Origin of the sequence: Streptomyces sp. NPDC101194 (genome assembly GCF_044767885.1) — a bacterium.
Lineage (GTDB): Bacteria > Actinomycetota > Actinomycetes > Streptomycetales > Streptomycetaceae > Streptomyces.
Genome location: NZ_JBIWOS010000007.1, coordinates 359639 through 377632, shown reverse-complemented (window position 1 = coordinate 377632; position 17994 = coordinate 359639). Strand labels below are relative to the sequence as shown.

Genomic DNA, 17994 nt, shown 5'->3' with positions numbered 1-17994 from the left:
GAGCGCTCGGACCGGGCAGCGCGGGGAGAAGCGCCGCGGGGGCGTCGTGTCCCGGCTCGGAGAGCGGCTCGGCGCTCGGCGTGGACCCGGCGATCGCCGACCCTCCGTCGGGGTACCGGGCAGGAACCGTCAGGCAGGGTGAATCCACTGCCTCCGAGTTGACGCCGTGCGAGGCGCTGAAACGCATCACCCACCGCCTCTCCGGACCGCGCGGGCACGAGGACGGCAGCACGGCGGCGACGGGTCCGGTGCCCGGACCTCCGGTCCCGGGCCGTGCCGGCCGCCGGTCCGCCGGAAGGACCGGCACGGCGGCCACGGAGCGGGGCGACACCGGCGGGCCCTGCGCGGGGCTCACCGGACGAGCCGCTGTTGCGGCCCCGTCCGGCGAGCCACGCGCCACTCGCTTCGGCCCGGCCCGGTCCGAACGAGAGGACCTAGGCCAGTCGCTCGCGGATCACCCCGGTCACGTCCGCCAGCGGCACCGCCGTCTGCTCGCCGGACTCCATGTCCTTGAGCTGGACGAGCCCCTCGGCCAGATCCCGCTCGCCCGCCACGATCGTCAGCCGCGCTCCCGACCGGTTCGCGCTCTTCATCGCACCCTTGAGGCCACGACTTCCGAACGCGAAGTCCGCTGCCACGCCCTCGCGGCGCAGTTGCGTGACGACCCCGAAGAGCACCCGCCGGGCCTCCTCACCCAGTGGCACGGCGAAGACGCTGGTGGTCGCGGGCAGTTCGAGCTCGATGCCCTCCGCCTCCAGCGCGAGCACCGTACGGTCCACGCCGAGCGCCCAGCCGACCGACGGGAGCGCCGGGCCGCCGATCATCTCGGACAGGCCGTCGTAGCGTCCGCCGCCGCCCACCGCGGACTGCGAGCCGAGCCCGTCGTGGACGAACTCGAAGGTGGTGCGGGTGTAGTAGTCGAGACCGCGGACGAGCTTCTCGTCGTCCTCGTACACCACACCGGCCGCGGAGAGCAGGTCGCGCACCTCCTCGTGGTACGCCTTGCAGGCGTCGCACAGGTAGTCGCGCAGCACCGGGGCGCCGGCCAGCTGCTTCTGCACCTCGGGCCGCTTGTCGTCGAGGACCCGGAGCGGGTTGATCTCGATGCGGCGACGCGTCTCCTCGTCCAGGTCGAGTTCGCGCAGGAAGCCCTGGAGCGCGTCCCGGTAGACGGGGCGGCACTCCTTGTCGCCCAGCGAGTTGAGCAGGATGCGGAAGTTCCGCAGGCCCAGCGCGCGGTACGCCTGGTCGGCCAGGATGATCAGCTCGGCGTCCAGCACCGGGTCCTCGGCGCCGATCGCCTCGGCACCGACCTGCGAGAAGTGCCGGTAGCGGCCCTTCTGCGGGCGCTCGTACCGGTAGTACGAGCCGGAGTACCAGAGCTTCACGGGCAGGTTGCCGAGCTTGTGGAGGTTGGCCTCCAGAGCCGCGCGCAGCACGGACGCGGTGCCCTCGGGACGCAGCGCCAGCTCGGAGCCGCCCTTGGTGGTGAGGGTGTACATCTCCTTGGTCACGATGTCGGTGGACTCGCCGACACCGCGCGAGAAGAGGGCGACGTCCTCGAACCCGGGCGTCTCGATATAGCCGTAGCCGGAGTTCTTCAGGGGTGCGGCGATCGCCTCGCGCACCGCGAGGTACTTCGCGGAATCGGGCGGGGTCAGGTCGTACGTGCCCTTGGGGGCCTTGAAGGTGCTCACGGGTTTTTCTCTCGTCACATTCCTCGTCGGGGCGCGTCCATACCGTGCAGATACGGATTCGAGGCGCGCTCGCGGCCGATGGTCGTCTGGGGGCCGTGGCCGGACAGCACCACGGTCGAGTCGTCGAGCGGCAGGCACACACGGGCCAGCGACTCGAGGAGCTCGGCGTGGTCGCCGCCGGGCAGGTCGGTGCGTCCGACGGAGCCGGCGAAGAGCAGGTCGCCCGAGAAGAGGATCTGCGGAACATCCGCTGCCTCGGGCATCCTGAACGTCACCGACCCCTTGGTATGGCCGGGCGCGTGCGCGACACCGAACTCCAGACCGGCCAGCTTCAGCAGGGCCCCGTCGCTCAGTTCCCGGACATCGTCCGGCTCCCCCACCGTCAGCTCACCCATGAGCGGCATCCCGATGGAGCGGCCGAGGGCCTTCTCCGGGTCGCTCATCATGAACCGGTCCTCCGGATGGATCCAGGCGGGGACGTCGTGCGCGCCGCACACCGGGACGACCGAGGCGACGTGGTCGATGTGGCCGTGGGTCAGTACGACGGCGACGGGCTTCAGCCGATGCTTCTTCAGTGCTTCCTCGACTCCTGACGCGGCCTGATGGCCGGGGTCGATGATCACGCACTCCTCGCCTGCGGCCGGGGCGACCAGGTAACAGTTGGTCCCCCAGGCCCCGGCGGGGAACCCGGCAATGAGCACGATCGTCCTTAATGGTCGTCCGACGGCGAATCGCGACTGAGGAGGTCGCAGCACTTCAGAGCCTACCGGCGCTCCTCATTCCACAGCTAACCCATATACGGTACGGGCAGCCCAGGCCCCAATCACACGACCCACAAGGAGATCACCCGGTGGTCAGCAGCGATCAGCGGCGGCGGCAGCTCGCCAGGGAGAAGTTCGAGCGGCAGCAGCAGCGCCGGGAGGAGGCCCGCCGCAGGACGCGGCGGCTGACCGTCGTCATCGCTTCCGCGGTGGCCGTGGTGGCGGTCGTCGGGGTCGGCGCGTATCTCGCCATCGACGGTGACGGCAAAAAGGACAAGAGCGACGCGGCCCCGAGCCCCTCGGCGAGCAAGAGCAGCACGCCCGAGCCCGCGATGAAGATCGACAAGAAGGCGAAGTACACGATGTCGCTCAAGACGAGCCAGGGCGACCTCGCGTTCACGATGGACGGGGCGAAGACCCCGCACACCACGAACTCCTTCAAGTCGCTGGCCGACAAGGGCTTCTTCGACGGTACGAAGTGCCACCGGCTGACCACGCAGGGCATTTTCGTCCTGCAGTGCGGTGACCCCAAGGGCGACGGCACGGGTGGCCCCGGTTACACGATCCCGGACGAGAACCTGACGGCGCTGGGCAAGGCGGGCAAGGACGGCACGGTCACGTATCCGGCGGGCACGGTGGCGATGGCGAACACCGGCCAGGCGCACACCGGCGGCAGCCAGTTCTTCCTCGTGTACAAGGACAGCAAACTGCCGCCCACCTACACGCCGTTCGGCACCATGGACGACGCCTCGCTGAAGGCCGTCAAGGGCATCGGTGCGGCGGGGGTGGCCGGCGGAGCGGCCGACGGTGCGCCGAAGAAGGCCGTCGACATCTCGAAGGTCGCCGTCGACAAGTCGTGACGGGACCGGGCCGGCCGGTGACGACGAGGCGGGTCGGATTATTTTCGGCCGCGCTGAGTGCGGACAGCCGGGCGGCCGGTCGCCTAGATTGGCGTTGTGCAGGGCGGGCGCTGCCCGCCCCAGGAAACTGTGGACGATGCCAGGGGGGCGAACCCCTCGCGGGCATCAGGTGGAGGAGGCGCTGTGAGCAGCGACCCGTGGGGCCGCGTCGATGAGACGGGCACCGTGTACGTGCGTACAGCCGATGGCGAACAGGTCGTCGGATCGTGGCAGGCGGGTTCCCCCGAGGAGGCTCTGGCCTACTTCGAGCGCAAGTACGAGGGCATTGTGGTCGAGATCGGCCTCCTCGAACGGCGGGTGAAGACCACCGATCTGTCGGCGAAGGACGCCACGACCGCCATCGAGCATCTGCGGCTTCAGGTGGACGAGCATCACGCCGTCGGAGACCTCGACGCGCTGCGCAAGCGACTCGACGCGCTGGTCGCGACGGTCGACTCGCGGCGCGAGGAGCGCAAGGCACAGAAGGCGAAGCAGACCGACGAGGCGAAGCACGCCAAGGAGGCGCTGGTCGCCGAGGCCGAGGAGCTGGCGCAGAGCGAGCAGTGGCGCTCCGCGGGTGAGCGGCTCCGTGCGCTCGTCGACACGTGGAAGGGCCTGCCGCGGCTCGACCGCAAGTCCGACGACGAGCTGTGGCACCGCTTCTCGCACGCCCGCTCGGCGTTCTCCAAGCGCCGCAAGGCCCACTTCGCCTCGCTGGACGCCCAGCGCGAGGAGGCCCGCAAGGCCAAGGAGAAGCTGGTCGCCGAGGCCGAGGCGCTCTCCGGCTCCACGGACTGGGGAGCGACGGCCGCCCGCTATCGCGACCTGATGACGGAGTGGAAGGCGGCGGGCCGCGCCCAGCGCGAGGCCGAGGACGACCTGTGGAACCGTTTCCGCGGTGCTCAGGACGTCTTCTTCGCCGCCCGCGGCGAGGTATTCGCCGAGCGGGACGCGGAGCAGGGCGAGAACCTCAAGCTCAAGGAGGAACTCGCGGTCGAGGCCGAGAAGCTGGTGCCGGTGAAGGACCTGAAGGCGGCCAGGGCCGCGTTCCGGGCCATCAACGAGCGCTGGGAGGCCATCGGCCATGTGCCGCGTGACGCCCGCCCGAAGGTCGAGGGGCGGATGCACGCGGTGGAGCGGGCACTCCAGGAGGCCGAGGAGTCGGAGTGGCGCCGGACGAACCCGGAGGCGCGTGCGCGTGCCGCCGGACTGACCGGTCAGCTGCAGGCGGCCGTGGACAAGCTGCGTACGCAGATCGACACGGCCCGCGCCTCGGGCAACAACGCCCGTGCCGACAAGCTGGCCAAGGAGCTCGAAGGCCGGCAGGCACTGCTGGACCAGGCGCTCAAGGGCCTGGAGGAGTTCGGCGGCTGAGCGGGCAGCACCCGCCGCCGACCGGCCTCATCCGTTGACCGGCCTGCGGCAGGGCCCCTTGTGCACGTCCCGGGACGTGCACAAGGGGCCCTTTCGTCTTCGTGTGCGAGGGCACGGCCCGGTCCCCGGTCGCAGGACGGCAGCAGCCCGGCACGTGCTCCTCTCCTCGCGGTCGAGGAGCAGGAAGGAACGTCCCGCGCACCTGACCGAGGTCCGCCGGGAACCGGCTCCACGCCGAGCCCGTAGAACCTGTGCGGCCCTCCCCCGGCGGCTCCTGCCCGCGAGCCTTCCGGCGGGAGGAGTCCGAGGGAGTCGGGCAGAGCGGCGAAGCGCCCCCTACGGCCTGCGCGCCGAGGTCACCCGGTAGACGTCGTAGACGCCCTCCACGCCTCGTACCGCCTTCAGTACGTGCCCGAGGTGTTTCGGGTCCCCCATCTCGAAGGTGAAGCGCGAGGTGGCGACCCGGTCCCGGGAGGTCTGCACGGCCGCCGACAGGATGTTGACGTGCTGGTCGGACAGGACGCGGGTGACGTCGGAGAGCAGCCGCGACCGGTCGAGGGCCTCGACCTGGATGGCGACCAGGAAGACCGAGGACTGGGTCGGCGCCCACTCGACGTCCAGGATCCGCTCCGGCTGCTGCGACAGGGAGTCGACGTTGACGCAGTCGGCACGGTGCACGGAGACGCCGCTGCCGCGGGTGACGAAGCCGATGATCGGGTCGCCGGGCACGGGCGTGCAGCAGCGGGCGAGCTTGACCCAGACGTCCTCGACGCCCTTGACGACGACACCCGGATCGGCGTTGGAGCGGCGCTTGCTGCGGCCGCGCGAGGGCGGCGAGCTCTCTGCGATGTCCTCGTTGGCGGCGTCCTCGCCGCCGAGCGCCTGCACCAGCTTCTGCACGACACCGGCGGCGGCCACGTGACCCTCGCCGATCGCCGCGTACAGGGAGGAGATGTCGGGATAGCGCATCTCATGGGCGAGGGTGACCAGGGAGTCGCCGGTCAGGATGCGCTGGATCGGCAGGTTCTGCTTGCGCATGGCACGCGCGATGGCGTCCTTGCCCTGCTCGATCGCCTCGTCACGGCGCTCCTTGGAGAACCAGGCACGGATCTTGTTGCGGGCGCGGGGCGACTTGACGAAGCCCAGCCAGTCGCGGGAGGGCCCGGCACCGGCCGCCTTGGAGGTGAAGACCTCCACCAGGTCGCCGTTGTCGAGTGTCGATTCGAGCGGTACGAGCCGACCGTTGACCCGCGCCCCGATGGTCCGGTGGCCGACCTCCGTGTGCACGGCGTACGCGAAGTCGACCGGTGTCGCACCTGCGGGGAGCGCTATGACGTCGCCCTTGGGTGTGAAGACGAAGACCTCGTTGCGGGAGAGGTCGAAGCGCAGGGACTCCAGGAACTCGCTGGGGTCCTCGGTCTCCTTCTGCCAGTCCAGGAGCTGGCGCAGCCACGCCATGTCGTTGACGGTGTCCTGGCCGCGTCCGGTGTTCTTGGGGACGTCGGTGCGCACCTTGGAGGCGCCCGCGACGGCCTCCTGCTTGTACTTCCAGTGCGCGGCGATGCCGTACTCGGCGCGGCGGTGCATGTCGAACGTGCGGATCTGCAGCTCGACGGGCTTGCCGCTGGGACCGATCACCGTGGTGTGCAGCGACTGGTACATGTTGAACTTGGGCATCGCGATGTAGTCCTTGAACCGGCCGGGGACCGGATTCCATCGCGCGTGGACGGTGCCGAGGGCCGCGTAGCAGTCGCGGACGGTGTCGACGAGGACCCGGATGCCCACCAGGTCGTAGATCTCGGCGAAGTCCCGGCCCCGCACGATCATCTTCTGGTAGACGCTGTAGTAGTGCTTCGGGCGGCCCGTGACGGTGGCCTTGATCCGGGCGGCGCGCAGGTCGGCCTGGACCTCGTCGGTCACTATGGCGAGGTACTCGTCGCGCTTGGGGGCCCGCTCGGCGACGAGGCGGACGATCTCGTCGTACATCTTGGGGTAGAGGATCGCGAAGGCGAGGTCCTCCAGCTCCCACTTGATGGTGTTCATGCCCAGGCGGTGTGCCAGGGGGGCATAGATCTCAAGCGTCTCGCGGGCCTTCTTCTCCTGCTTCTCCCGCTTGAGGTAGCGCATGGTGCGCATGTTGTGCAGCCGGTCGGCGAGCTTGATGACGAGGACCCTGGGGTCCTTGGCCATGGCGACGACCATCTTGCGCACGGTCTCGGCCTGTGCCGCCTCGCCGAACTTGACCTTGTCCAGCTTGGTGACGCCGTCGACGAGCAGGGCGACCTGGTCGCCGAAGTCGCGGCGCAGGGTGTCCAGGCCGTACTCGGTGTCCTCGACGGTGTCGTGGAGCAGCCCGGCCATGAGCGTCGCCGGGTCCATGCCGAGTTCGGCGAGGATCGTGGTGACGGCGAGCGGATGCGTGATGTACGGGTCGCCGCTCTTGCGTTTCTGCCCACGGTGCCAGCGCTCGGCGACCTGGTAGGCGCGCTCGATCTGGCGCAGCGTGGCGGTCTCGATCTTGGCGTCGTTGCTGCGGACGATGCGCAGCAACGGTTCCAGGACCGGGTTGTACGGGCTGGAGCGCTGCACGCCCAGGCGGGCGAGCCTGGCCCTGACCCGGTTGGAGGAGCCGCCCGAGCGGGTCGCCGGAGCGGCCGGGGTCACCGGCTTCGCCGGGGGCTTCGGGGCGGACGCGGCCGGGGAGGCCGGGGCGACCGGCTGGGCGGGGGCAGCGGGCGCCGGGCGCAGCGTCGCACCGGCCCGCTCCGGGCCCGTGCCGGGCTCGGGGGCCGGGGGCTTCGGCTTCTGTGCGGGCTGCTTCTTCCCAGGCGTGGCTGGGGCCGCCGCGGGCTTGTCGGGCTGCGGGGCGGCGACTGGCTGGGCCTCGTCTGGCAAGAGCGCTCCTCATGCGGATCCGGATACCCGGAAAGGCCATCGTATCGATCCTGTGGCCGGACCTCCCCCGGGGACCGTGGGACCCCTGAGAACGCGGGACGGGCACCCGGTTGTTCCCGGGTGCCCGTCCTCGGTGCCCGCGAGTGTGCCGAGCCGGTCACAGCCGAGGCCTTCCTGCCCTTGGCGTTGAAGTGAGCGCGCCGTCGTCGAGCGTGCTCCGCTTCCCCGGGGTCGACCCGGCGTTCTTCCAGCCGGAGCGGACACCCTTCGCACCTGGGGTGGACGGGGCGGGCGCTGCCCGGCTCGCGTTCGCGGGAGCAGCGCCCGCGGCGATTGCCGCAAGAGAAGAGAAACCGCCCCCGTGGCGATCTCGCGCGAAGTCCTCGTACGGTTCCTCCGTCGAGATGCCTGGTCGGTGACACCGGGAAGATCCGATCAAGCAGTCATGCTGTGCGGAAGTGCATGTGAGCCGTCACCGGGCTTCTCGCCGGTTCTGATACGCACATGCGAATCGGGTGTCCAGAAGAAATCCTGAACACCCGATTCATGTACGCCACACTCACACGTGGATGAGAGCCTCCAGCGGAGCGCCCGCCAGGGCTTGCTCCATGCGGGCACGTCCCTGCAGGAAGCCGAGCTCCATGAGGACCGCGACGCCTGCGACCTCGGCGCCGGCCCGCCGGATCAGCTCCAGCGATGCCTCGGCGGTGCCACCGGTGGCGAGGATGTCGTCGATGACCATGATCCTGTCGTCGGCGGACAGGTCCTCGGCGTGGATCTCGATCTCGGCCGTGCCGTACTCCAGCTCGTATGCCTGGCTGAGCGTGGCTCCGGGCAGCTTCCCCGCCTTGCGGACGGGTACGAACCCGAGGCCGGCCCGCACCGCGACCGGGGCGGCCAGGATGAAGCCGCGTGCCTCGAGGCCGACGATCTTCGTGGCGCCGTGCCGTACGCACATCTCCGCGAGCGTGTCGGTGAGGGCCGCGAATGCCTCCGGGTCCGCGAGCAGCGGGGTGATGTCCTTGAACATCACGCCCGGCTTCGGGTAGTCCGGCACGTCACGGATCCGGCTGAGCAGGAGCTCACGGATGCTCTCGGTGGCGGTGGTGCTGCTGGTCATCAGCGCTTCCCCGGGGTCCGGCCGCGGCCCCTGGGGGGCTGCTGGCGCTGGCCGACGACCGCGGCAGCGGGTGCCGCGCCCGCCGGGAGGCCGTCCTCCGGCCGCTCGTCCTCGGCGGACTCGCCCTTGGCTGCGGCTGCCGCACGCTTGGCGAGCACCCGCTTCTTCAGCGCCTTCATCTGCGGGTCGCGTCCCTTGAGGTCGGCGACGAGCGGGGTGGCGATGAAGATCGAGGAGTACGCACCGGCCGCGAGGCCGACGAACAGCGACAGCGAGATGTCGTTCAGCATGCCGGCGCCGAGGACGCCGCCGCCGATGAAGAGCAGACCGGCGACGGGGAGCAGGGCCACGACCGTGGTGTTGATGGAGCGGACCAGGGTGCCGTTGATCGAACGGTTGGCGATCTCGCCGTACGTCCACCGGGTCTGCTTGGTGATGCCGTCCGTGCTCTCCCTGAGGCTGTCGAACACGACGACCGTGTCGTAGAGGGAGTAACCGAGGATGGTCAGCAGACCGATCACGGTGCCCGGGGTGACCTCGAAGCCGACCAGGGCGTAGACCCCGACCGTGATGGTGATGTCGTGGATCAGTGCGACCAGGGCCGCGATGGCCATCCGCCATTCGAAGGCGATGGCCAGGTAGATCACGACGAGAACCATGAAGACGCCGAGGCCGGTCCAGGCCTTGTTGGCGATCTGCTCACCCCAGCTGGGGCCGACCAGGTCGGCGGCGATCTTCTCGGTCGGGACATCGAGGTCCTTGGAGAGCTGCGTCTTGATCTCGTCGGACTTCGCGGTGTCGACTTCGGTGATCTGGATGCGCAGACCGCCGTTGCCGAGCTTCTGGACGATCGCCTGATGGCCGGACGCCTCGGTCGCGATGTTCTCCGCTTCGTCGACGCCCACGCTCGTCTTCGGGGTGGTGAAGACGGCACCGCCCTTGAATTCGATGCCCATGTTCAGGCCACTGACCGCCAGGCCGACGATGGCCGTGATGGTGATCAGGATCGAGACGCCGTACCAGATCTTGCGCTTGCCGATGAAGTCGTATCCGACTTCGCCGCGGTAGAGACGGGCGCCGAGAGTGCCGAGTCGCGACATCTCACGCCTCCTTCGGGTGGTCGGTGGGGGCGTTGACACGGCGCGAGCGGCGCAGTGGTGGCTTGGCGCCGAGCCGCTTCGGGTCCAGACCGGACCACGGGTGACCGCCGGCGAAGAACTTCGTGCGGGCCATCATCGTCATGACCGGCTTGGTGAAGAGGAACACCACGACCACGTCGAGCACGGTGGTGAGCCCCAGCGTGAAGGCGAAGCCCTGGACCTTGCCGACGGTGACGACGAAGAGGACCGCCGCGGCGAGGAACGACACGAAGTCGGAGACCAGGATGGTACGCCGGGCGCGCGGCCACGCCCGCTCGACGGCGGGACGCAGGGTGCGGCCCTCGCGGATCTCGTCGCGGATCCTCTCGAAGTACACGATGAAGGAGTCCGCGGTGATACCGATGGCCACGATGGCACCGCAGACCGCCGGGAGGTTCAGCGCGAAGCCGATGGCCGGGCCGAGCAGCGCCATGAGGGTGTAGCTCAGGATGCCCGAGGCCAGGAGGCTCAGAAGGGCGATGAACGCCAGGCCGCGGTAGTAGCTCACCAGGTAGATGACGACCAGGGCCAGTCCGATGGCACCGGCGATCAGACCCGCGCGCAGCTGCTCACCGCCGAGGGCGGCCGTGACGGTGGTGACCGTCTGCTCCTTGAAGCTGAGCGGCAGAGCACCGTAGGAGAGCACGTTGGCAAGGTCCTCGGCGGACTGCTGGTCGAAGCTGCCGGAGATCTCGGCGTTCGCGCTCAGGGCCGTGCGCACGTAGGGAGCCGAGACGACCTCGCCGTCGAGCACGATGGCGAACTGGTTCTGCGGCGACTGCTGCTGCGCGAGCCGGCCCGTGATCTTCTGGAACTTCTTGGCGCCGCCCTTGGTGAACTCCATCTGAACGATCCACTGACCGTTCTGCTGGTTGATGGCGCCCTTGGCGCTGTCCACGTCCGTGCCGGAGACCTCGGCCGGGCCGAGGATGTACTTGGCGTCACCCTCCGAGCTGCACGCGACGGTGGGCTCGGTGGGCTTCACATTCGCGCCTGCCGAGGCCCGACCGGCCCTCGTGGAGCAGTCCAGAGCGCTGAACTTCTTCTCCAGCGCCGCGGTGGCCGGGTCGGGGGCCGGGGGCGTCGTGGTCGCCTTCGGCGTGCCGGACGCGTTGGGGCTGGGCGTCGTGTCCTTCATCAGGCCGCCGGTGACCGCGCGGCCCTGGGTGGTGGCAGTGGCCGAGGGTGTGGCCGTGGAGCCGGACGTCTTCCCGCCGGCGCCGGCGGACTCGCCCGGCTTCGGCGAACCGGAGGGCGAGGGGCTGGCGGAGCTCTCGGACGTCGGCGTCCCCGCGGCGACGGTCAGCACCGGCCGGAAGTAGAGCTGGGCGGTCGTACCGACCTGATCCCGGGCCTGCTGCGAGTTCGTCCCCTTGGGGATGTTGACGACGATGTTGTCCCGGCCCTGGGTCTGGACCTCGGCCTCGGAGACACCCAGACCATTGACACGGCGTTCGATGATGCCGACCGCGGTGTCCATGTTGGTCTGGTTGATCGCGTTCGGCTTACCGGGCTGGCTCTGCGCCTTGAGCGTGATGGATGTGCCGCCCGCCAAGTCGATACCAAGCCGGGGCGTGGTGTGACCGGACAAGAACATCCCGCCGGTGAGCGCGACCATGGCGATCAGGATCAGAGCCAGGGAACGCCCCGGCCTGCCCTGACCGCCGGCCGGCCCTCGGCTCTTCTTCGGTGCTGCCACCTTCTCGTTTCTCCCTGTCCAACCGCCCCGCGCCGGGTACGCGCCCAAGCGGCCACGAAGTGTAGTGGGGACCCGCCCCCGCAGAAGATCGCACGATCCGGGGAGTGCCGCGCGCCGATGGGCTCACGACACTCCCCGGGTCGTGAATTACTTCGCGTCGGCCTCGCCGTCGGTCTTGCCCTCGGACTTCTTGTCGGACTTGTCGGACCCGGCGTCCGTCGGCTCGGCGTCGTCGGCCTCGGCCTTCTTGCCCAGGTCGATCTTGGCGTCGTCCGAGGTGTCCTCGTCGTCGCCCGCCTCGGTCAGCGACGAGGCGTCGTCCGGCACGACGGTGCCATCGAGGTCGAGGTCGTCCTCGCCGTCGCCGTGGACGATGCGGTTGTACTCGGCATCGTCGAGGACGGCACCGATCGCGTTCTTGGCGTAAATGGCGTGGACGCCGGGCGCGATCTCAAGGAGGACCGTGTCGTCGTGAAGCTCCTTGACGGTGGCGTACATGCCCCCGATCGTCCGGACGCCGGTGCCGGGCTGCATCTCATTGCGCATCTGGGCAGCGGCCGCCTGCTTCTTCTTGGCGGACCGCGTCATCAGGAACATGGCCCCGATGAGCACGATGAAGGGGAGGAGAGTCACGGGATTCACGGGACGAGTTTCCTTCGCACGACCGCGCTGGAAGGCGGCCTGATCTACGGGGGTGGGTACACCGACCTGTAAGGGCGGCATCGGCGGAGTCTAAGCGAGTCCGCATCGATGGAACAACGCCCGACGGCGCCCGGTGGTTCCTGTCCGGGTGAACCTGTGACGCATCACGCCCCGAACAGGCCCTGTTGTCCCTTTCCGCCGTGCTGCGGAGGCACGAGACCGAGGTGGGCCCAGGCCGCGGGTGTCGCGACACGCCCGCGCGGCGTCCTGGCCAGCAGTCCTTCGCGTACCAGGAACGGCTCCGCGACCTCCTCGACGGTCTCGCGCTCCTCGCCCACGGCGACCGCGAGGGTGGACAACCCTACGGGACCACCGCCGAAGAGCTTGAGCAGGGCGCCGAGCACCGCGCGGTCCAGCCGGTCGAGGCCGCGGGCGTCCACCTCGTACACCCCGAGCGCCGCGGCGGCGACGGCGCGGTCGATCCGTCCGTCGGCCTTGACCTGGGCGTAGTCGCGGACGCGGCGCAGCAGCCGGTTGGCGATACGGGGCGTGCCGCGGGACCGCCCGGCGATCTCGGCTGCTCCGTCCGTGTCTATCGCCACGTCGAGCAGGCGCGCGGAGCGGTGGATGACGCGTTCCAGTTCGGCGGGTGCGTAGAACTCCATGTGCCCGGTGAAGCCGAACCGGTCGCGCAGCGGGGGCGGCAGCAGTCCGGCCCTGGTGGTGGCGCCGACCAGGGTGAAGGGGGGCAGTTCCAGCGGAATGGCGGTGGCTCCGGGGCCCTTGCCCACGATGACGTCGACCCTGAAGTCCTCCATCGCCATGTAGAGCATCTCCTCGGCCGGCCGCGACATGCGGTGGATCTCGTCGAGGAAGAGGACTTCACCCTCCTGGAGCGAGGAGAGAATCGCGGCGAGATCACCCGCGTGCTGGATCGCGGGGCCCGAGGTGATCCGGATCGGCGCACCCATCTCGGCCGCGATGATCATGGACAGGGTGGTCTTGCCGAGGCCGGGCGCGCCGGAGAGCAGGACGTGGTCGGCGGTGGCGCCGCGGGCCCTGGCCGCCTTGAGGACCAGGTCGAGCTGTTCGCGCACCTTCTCCTGGCCGACGAATTCGTCGAGGTCCTTCGGCCGAAGTGCCGCTTCGACCGCGGTGTCCTCGCCGTCCGCGCCGGCGGCGACGAGGCGCTCGTCGAATCGCTCGTCGGTGTCGGGTCCGGTCTCGTCCCAGTTCATTCAGTCTGTCCCGCCTCGGGTGTTTCGGTGCCGCGCGGTGCCCGGCCCGGCGTCGGGGTGTACCCCGGATCTGGCGCGCTCGGGTCAGCGCGCGCGGTTGAGGGTCTGCAGCGCGGCGCGCAGCAGTTGCGGCACGGGCGCCTGCCCGCTCTCGGCCAGCGCCGCCTCGGCCTGCGGAGCGACGGCGGCGACCGCTTCGTCGGCCTCACGGGTGGCGTAGCCGAGGCCGATCAGGGCGGCCTGCAACTGATCGCGCCAGGAGGCGGTGACCGGGGTGCCGATCCCCTGCTGGCCGATGTGGGCGCCGACGGGCTCGCCGAGTCTGTCCTTCAGTTCGAGGAGGAGCTTCTGCGCCCCCTTCTTGCCGATGCCGGAAACGGCGGTCAACGCCTTCTCGTCGCCGGTGGCGACCGCGATCCGCAGGGCGTCCGGGCTGTGGGTGGCGAGCATGGCCTGGGCGAGCCGGGGGCCGACCCCGCTGGCGGTCTGGAGCAGTTCGAAGACCTGCCGCTCGTCGTCGTCGGCGAAGCCGTACAGCGTCAGCGAGTCCTCCCGCACGACGAGGGAGGTGGCCAGCCTGGCCTCCTTACCGATCCTGAGGCCGGCGAGGGTGTCCGGCGTGCACTGGACGGCCATGCCGATGCCGCCGACCTCGATCACGGCCGTGGTCGGGGCGAGTGCGGCGACTGGGCCGCTGACGAAGGCGATCATCGGGGGACCTTCCGGACGGGAACTGCGGGTGTACGGGGAACGCGCGGGGTGCGGGCCGTGGCGGCCGCTGCCGCGTGCGCCTGCTGGAGGCGGTTGACGGCGGGGGCTCGCCAGATGTGGCAGATGGCGAGCGCGAGGGCGTCGGCCGCGTCGGCGGGTTTCGGCGGGGCGTCGAGCCTCAGCAACCGGGTGACCATCGCGCCGACCTGCGCCTTGTCCGCACGACCGCTGCCGGTGACGGCCGCCTTGACCTCGCTGGGGGTGTGCAGGGCGACCGGTATGCCTCGACGGGACGCGCAGAGCATGGCGACCGCGCTGGCCTGGGCGGTGCCCATCACCGTACGGACGTTGTGCTGGCTGAACACCCGCTCCACGGCGACGAACTCGGGCCGGTGCTCGTCGAGCCACTCCTCGATGCCGCGTTCGATGGCGACCAGTCGGTGGCCGAGTTCCGCGTCGGCCGGGGTACGGACGACACCTACGCCGAGCATCGTCAGGGGCCGGCCGGCCACGCCCTCGACGACACCGACACCGCACCGGGTCAGCCCCGGGTCGACACCGAGTACCCGCATGGACGCCCCCCCTCCGTACCGATCGGTCAACTGTTCCCGCAGGCTATCGGCTCGCACTGACAATGCGACGGGCCGACGGGGTGTGTCCCCGTCGGCCCGTCGGTGAAGGCTGTGCCGAGCGTGGCTCAGGCCTCGACCTTCTCCATGACCTCGTCCGAGACGTCGAAGTTGGCGAAGACGTTCTGGACGTCGTCGCTGTCCTCCAGCGCGTCGATCAGCTTGAAGATCTTGCGCGCACCTTCCTCGTCCAGCTCGACCTGCATGGTGGGCAGGAAGTTGGCCTCGGCGGAGTCGTAGTCGATGCCGGCCTGCTGGAGCGCGGTGCGGACCGCGACCATGTCGGTGGCCTCGCTGACGACCTCGTAGCTCTCACCGAGGTCGTTGACCTCCTCGGCGCCCGCGTCGAGCACGGCGCCCAGGACGTCGTCCTCGGTCAGCTCGCCCTTGGGGACGATCACGACGCCCTTGCGGTTGAAGAGGTACGAGACCGAACCCGGGTCGGCCATCGAACCGCCGTTGCGGGTCATGGCGACACGCACGTCGGACGCGGCACGGTTGCGGTTGTCGGTGAGGCACTCGATGAGCACCGCGACACCGTTCGGGCCGTAACCCTCGTACATGATCGTCTGGTAGTCGACGCCGCCCGCTTCGAGACCACCGCCGCGCTTGACCGCGGAGTCGATGTTCTTGTTCGGAACGGAGCTCTTCTTGGCCTTCTGGATCGCGTCCACAAGGGTCGGATTTCCATCGGGGTCCACACCGCCGGTGCGCGCCGCGACCTCGATGTTCTTGATCAGCTTCGCGAAGAGTTTGCCGCGCTTGGCATCGATCACGGCCTTCTTGTGCTTCGTCGTAGCCCATTTAGAGTGGCCGGACATCTGCCTTCTCCTTCGCGTCACCAAAATCGATTCGAACCCGAGAGATCCTACCGGGATCGAGTCAGCCGACTGCGCGCACCATGTCCACGAACAAGGCGTGAACCCGGTGGTCCCCCGTCAGTTCGGGATGGAAGGATGTCGCCAGGGCGTTCCCCTGACGTACGGCGACGATGTGACCGCCGTGCTCCGCGACGACCTCGGCCCGCGCGCCGACCGATTCCACCCAGGGGGCGCGGATGAACACGCCCTCGACCGCGCCGCCCTCGATGCCGACGACCTCCACGGCCGCCTCGAAGGATTCGTTCTGCCGTCCGAAGGCGTTTCGGCGCACGATCATGTCGATCCCGCCGACCGTCTCCTGGCCGGAGCGCGGGTCGAGGATCTTGTCGGCGAGCAGAATCATTCCGGCACAGGTGCCGTAGACCGGCATTCCGTTCCGTACCCGCTCGCGCAGCGGTTCCAGCATGCCGAACAGGGACGCCAGTTTGGACATCGTGGTGGACTCGCCACCGGGAATGACCAGGCCGTCGACCTCGGCGAGCTCCTCGGGACGCCGGATCGGCCTGGCCAGGGCATCCGCCGAGGCCAGGGCGATCAGGTGTTCCCGTACGTCGCCCTGGAGTGCCAGGACTCCGATCACAGGGGTGTCGCTCATCAGTGCTTACCAGCCACGGTTGGCGTAGCGCTCGGCCTCGGGCAGCGTGTCGCAGTTGATGCCGACCATGGCCTCGCCCAGGTTCCGGGAGGCGTCCGCGATGATCTTCGGGTCGTCGTAGAAGGTGGTGGCCTTGACGATGGCGGCGGCGCGCTTGGCCGGGTCGCCGGACTTGAAGATGCCGGATCCGACGAAGACGCCCTCGGCGCCGAGCTGGCGCATCAGCGCAGCGTCGGCGGGAGTGGCGACGCCGCCCGCGGAGAACAGCACGACCGGCAGCTTGCCGAGCTCGGCGACCTCCTTGACCAGCTCGTACGGGGCGCGGAGCTCCTTGGCGGCGGCGTACAGCTCGTTGTTGTCGTAGCCGCGCAGCCGGGCGATCTCGTTCTTGATCTGGCGCAGGTGACGGACGGCCTCGACGACGTTCCCGGTGCCGGCCTCACCCTTCGAGCGGATCATGGCCGCGCCCTCGGCGATACGGCGCAGGGCCTCGCCGAGGTTGGTGGCGCCGCAGACGAACGGGGTGGTGAACGCGAACTTGTCGCTGTGGTTGACCTCGTCGGCCGGGGTGAGCACCTCGGACTCGTCGATGTAGTCGACGCCGAGGGACTGCAGGACCTGGGCCTCGACGAAGTGTCCGATGCGGGACTTGGCCATCACGGGGATGGAGACGGCCTCGATGATCTCCTCGATCATGTTCGGGTCGGACATCCGGGCCACGCCGCCGTCCTTGCGGATGTCGGCCGGCACCCGCTCCAGGGCCATGACGGCCACTGCGCCCGCGTCCTCGGCGATCTTCGCCTGCTCGGCATTGACGACGTCCATGATCACGCCGCCCTTGAGCTGCTCGGCCATGCCGCGCTTGACGCGGGCGGTGCCGGTGGCCGGGGAGTCGGCGGACTGCGGGGTGGTGGGAAGCGTGGACACGGATCGACCTCACTCGGAGAAAAAGTCGCTGAAAGCGCTGATTGGTGCAGTGCTGAGCAAACTCTCCGCAACCAGTCCACAGCAAGGGCCAATGGAAGGCCGGTGGATCGTTTTGAACGTGTACGGGAGGGCTTGTGAGCCCGGTCACGTACGAGGGGGGCGGGCCGTCGGGTCAGCTGACGGGACGGTCCGCCAGGGCGACCGGCGGTTCGTCGTCCATCTCGAAGGCGAGCGGGAAGGGCGCGTGCCCGGCGAGCCGGAACCACCGCACCGTGCGGTGCCGCCGCAGCGCGCGTGCCGCCCGCACCGCGTCGTTGTGGAACCGCCGGGCCATCGGGACCCGGCGCACGGCGGCGGCGAGTTCAAAGGCCGCCTCCTCACCACCGGGGATCTCCTTCACGGTCTCCACCTGGGCCGGCTCGCCGAAGACTGCCCGCAGCGCGGCGCTCAACTCGCTCTCCGCGACCTCGCGGTGCTCCTCCTCCGCCTGCCGGGCGGCGTGCGCCGCCTCGTAGAGCACGATCGACGCGGCCGGGTCGAGGACACCCGAGGTGGCCAGTTCCTGGGTGACCGAGGCGCGGCGCAGGAGTTGGGCGTCGAGTGCGGCACGGGCGGCGTCGATGCGGGTGTGCAGCCGGTCCAGCCGTCCGGCGGTCCAGCTGAGGTACATACCGATCGCGACCACCGCGACGACGATCCAGATGAGGGTTTCGATCACGGGCGGCAAGGCTACCGTCGGCCCGGGGGGTCGCGTGACCGTCCCGCCGACGGCGGCGGATGCGGCACG

Annotated in this window: 16 protein-coding genes; 2 read left to right on the top strand and 14 right to left on the bottom strand. The window is 69.8% G+C overall.

Annotated features, from left to right (window positions below; genetic code table 11):
- Positions 1 to 434 precede the first annotated feature (434 nt).
- Positions 435 to 1697, bottom strand: coding sequence for a histidine--tRNA ligase (gene hisS / locus ACIRP2_RS26440; RefSeq protein ID WP_404254321.1), 1263 nt, complete (start codon positions 1695 to 1697; stop codon positions 435 to 437).
- Between the two features lie 14 nt (positions 1698 to 1711).
- Positions 1712 to 2398 carry an MBL fold metallo-hydrolase gene (locus ACIRP2_RS26435; RefSeq protein ID WP_351074311.1) on the bottom strand — a complete coding sequence of 229 codons (687 nt, stop codon included), beginning with the start codon at positions 2396 to 2398 and terminating at the stop codon, positions 1712 to 1714.
- Positions 2399 to 2547: 149 nt separating this feature from the next.
- Here ACIRP2_RS26435 and ACIRP2_RS26430 point away from each other — a divergent pair, with 149 nt between their 5' ends.
- Both ACIRP2_RS26430 and ACIRP2_RS26425 read left to right on the top strand, forming a co-directional pair.
- A complete protein-coding gene (locus tag ACIRP2_RS26430; protein WP_404254319.1) occupies positions 2548 to 3318 on the top strand; it encodes a peptidylprolyl isomerase in 771 nt (256 codons plus the stop codon).
- Positions 3319 to 3501: 183 nt separating this feature from the next.
- Positions 3502 to 4731, top strand: coding sequence for a DUF349 domain-containing protein (locus ACIRP2_RS26425; RefSeq protein WP_404254317.1), 1230 nt, complete (start codon positions 3502 to 3504; stop codon positions 4729 to 4731).
- Between the two features lie 336 nt (positions 4732 to 5067).
- Here the strand turns inward: ACIRP2_RS26425 and ACIRP2_RS26420 are convergent, their stop codons facing one another.
- From ACIRP2_RS26420 to ACIRP2_RS26365, 12 genes are all read right to left on the bottom strand, one after another.
- Positions 5068 to 7626 (bottom strand): RelA/SpoT family protein, encoded by a 2559-nt coding sequence (locus ACIRP2_RS26420; RefSeq protein ID WP_404254315.1) that lies wholly within the window; start codon positions 7624 to 7626, stop codon positions 5068 to 5070.
- A gap of 559 nt (positions 7627 to 8185) precedes the next feature.
- Complete coding sequence (locus ACIRP2_RS26415; RefSeq protein WP_404254313.1) at positions 8186 to 8746, bottom strand: adenine phosphoribosyltransferase; 561 nt, start codon at positions 8744 to 8746, stop codon at positions 8186 to 8188.
- The gene (gene secF / locus ACIRP2_RS26410) at positions 8746 to 9846 is read right to left on the bottom strand and encodes a protein translocase subunit SecF (protein ID WP_404254311.1); all 1101 of its coding nucleotides are present in this window, start codon (positions 9844 to 9846) and stop codon (positions 8746 to 8748) included. The genes ACIRP2_RS26415 and secF overlap by 1 nt, the downstream gene beginning before the upstream one ends.
- Position 9847: 1 nt before the next feature.
- Positions 9848 to 11584: a protein translocase subunit SecD gene (gene secD, locus ACIRP2_RS26405; RefSeq protein WP_404254309.1), complete on the bottom strand. Its 1737-nt coding sequence runs from the start codon at positions 11582 to 11584 to the stop codon at positions 9848 to 9850.
- Positions 11585 to 11731: 147 nt separating this feature from the next.
- On the bottom strand, positions 11732 to 12226 hold the full coding sequence (gene yajC / locus ACIRP2_RS26400; RefSeq protein ID WP_404254307.1) for a preprotein translocase subunit YajC: 495 nt from the start codon (positions 12224 to 12226) through the stop codon (positions 11732 to 11734).
- A gap of 164 nt (positions 12227 to 12390) precedes the next feature.
- Entirely contained in the window at positions 12391 to 13464 is a 1074-nt protein-coding gene (gene ruvB, locus ACIRP2_RS26395; RefSeq protein ID WP_404254305.1) for a Holliday junction branch migration DNA helicase RuvB, read from the bottom strand.
- Between the two features lie 84 nt (positions 13465 to 13548).
- Positions 13549 to 14175, bottom strand: coding sequence for a Holliday junction branch migration protein RuvA (gene ruvA / locus ACIRP2_RS26390; RefSeq protein WP_404254303.1), 627 nt, complete (start codon positions 14173 to 14175; stop codon positions 13549 to 13551).
- Positions 14172 to 14747: a crossover junction endodeoxyribonuclease RuvC gene (gene ruvC, locus ACIRP2_RS26385; RefSeq protein WP_404254301.1), complete on the bottom strand. Its 576-nt coding sequence runs from the start codon at positions 14745 to 14747 to the stop codon at positions 14172 to 14174. Before ruvC ends, ruvA begins: the two co-directional genes overlap by 4 nt.
- A 125-nt stretch (positions 14748 to 14872) precedes the next feature.
- A complete protein-coding gene (locus ACIRP2_RS26380) occupies positions 14873 to 15625 on the bottom strand; it encodes a YebC/PmpR family DNA-binding transcriptional regulator (RefSeq protein ID WP_404254299.1) in 753 nt (250 codons plus the stop codon).
- Positions 15626 to 15686: 61 nt separating this feature from the next.
- Complete coding sequence (gene pdxT, locus ACIRP2_RS26375) at positions 15687 to 16280, bottom strand: pyridoxal 5'-phosphate synthase glutaminase subunit PdxT (RefSeq protein WP_404254297.1); 594 nt, start codon at positions 16278 to 16280, stop codon at positions 15687 to 15689.
- 6 nt (positions 16281 to 16286) lie between these two features.
- On the bottom strand, positions 16287 to 17207 hold the full coding sequence (gene pdxS, locus ACIRP2_RS26370) for a pyridoxal 5'-phosphate synthase lyase subunit PdxS (RefSeq protein WP_093898403.1): 921 nt from the start codon (positions 17205 to 17207) through the stop codon (positions 16287 to 16289).
- Between the two features lie 172 nt (positions 17208 to 17379).
- Positions 17380 to 17877 carry a hypothetical protein gene (locus ACIRP2_RS26365; protein ID WP_404254456.1) on the bottom strand — a complete coding sequence of 166 codons (498 nt, stop codon included), beginning with the start codon at positions 17875 to 17877 and terminating at the stop codon, positions 17380 to 17382.
- Positions 17878 to 17994 lie beyond the last annotated feature (117 nt).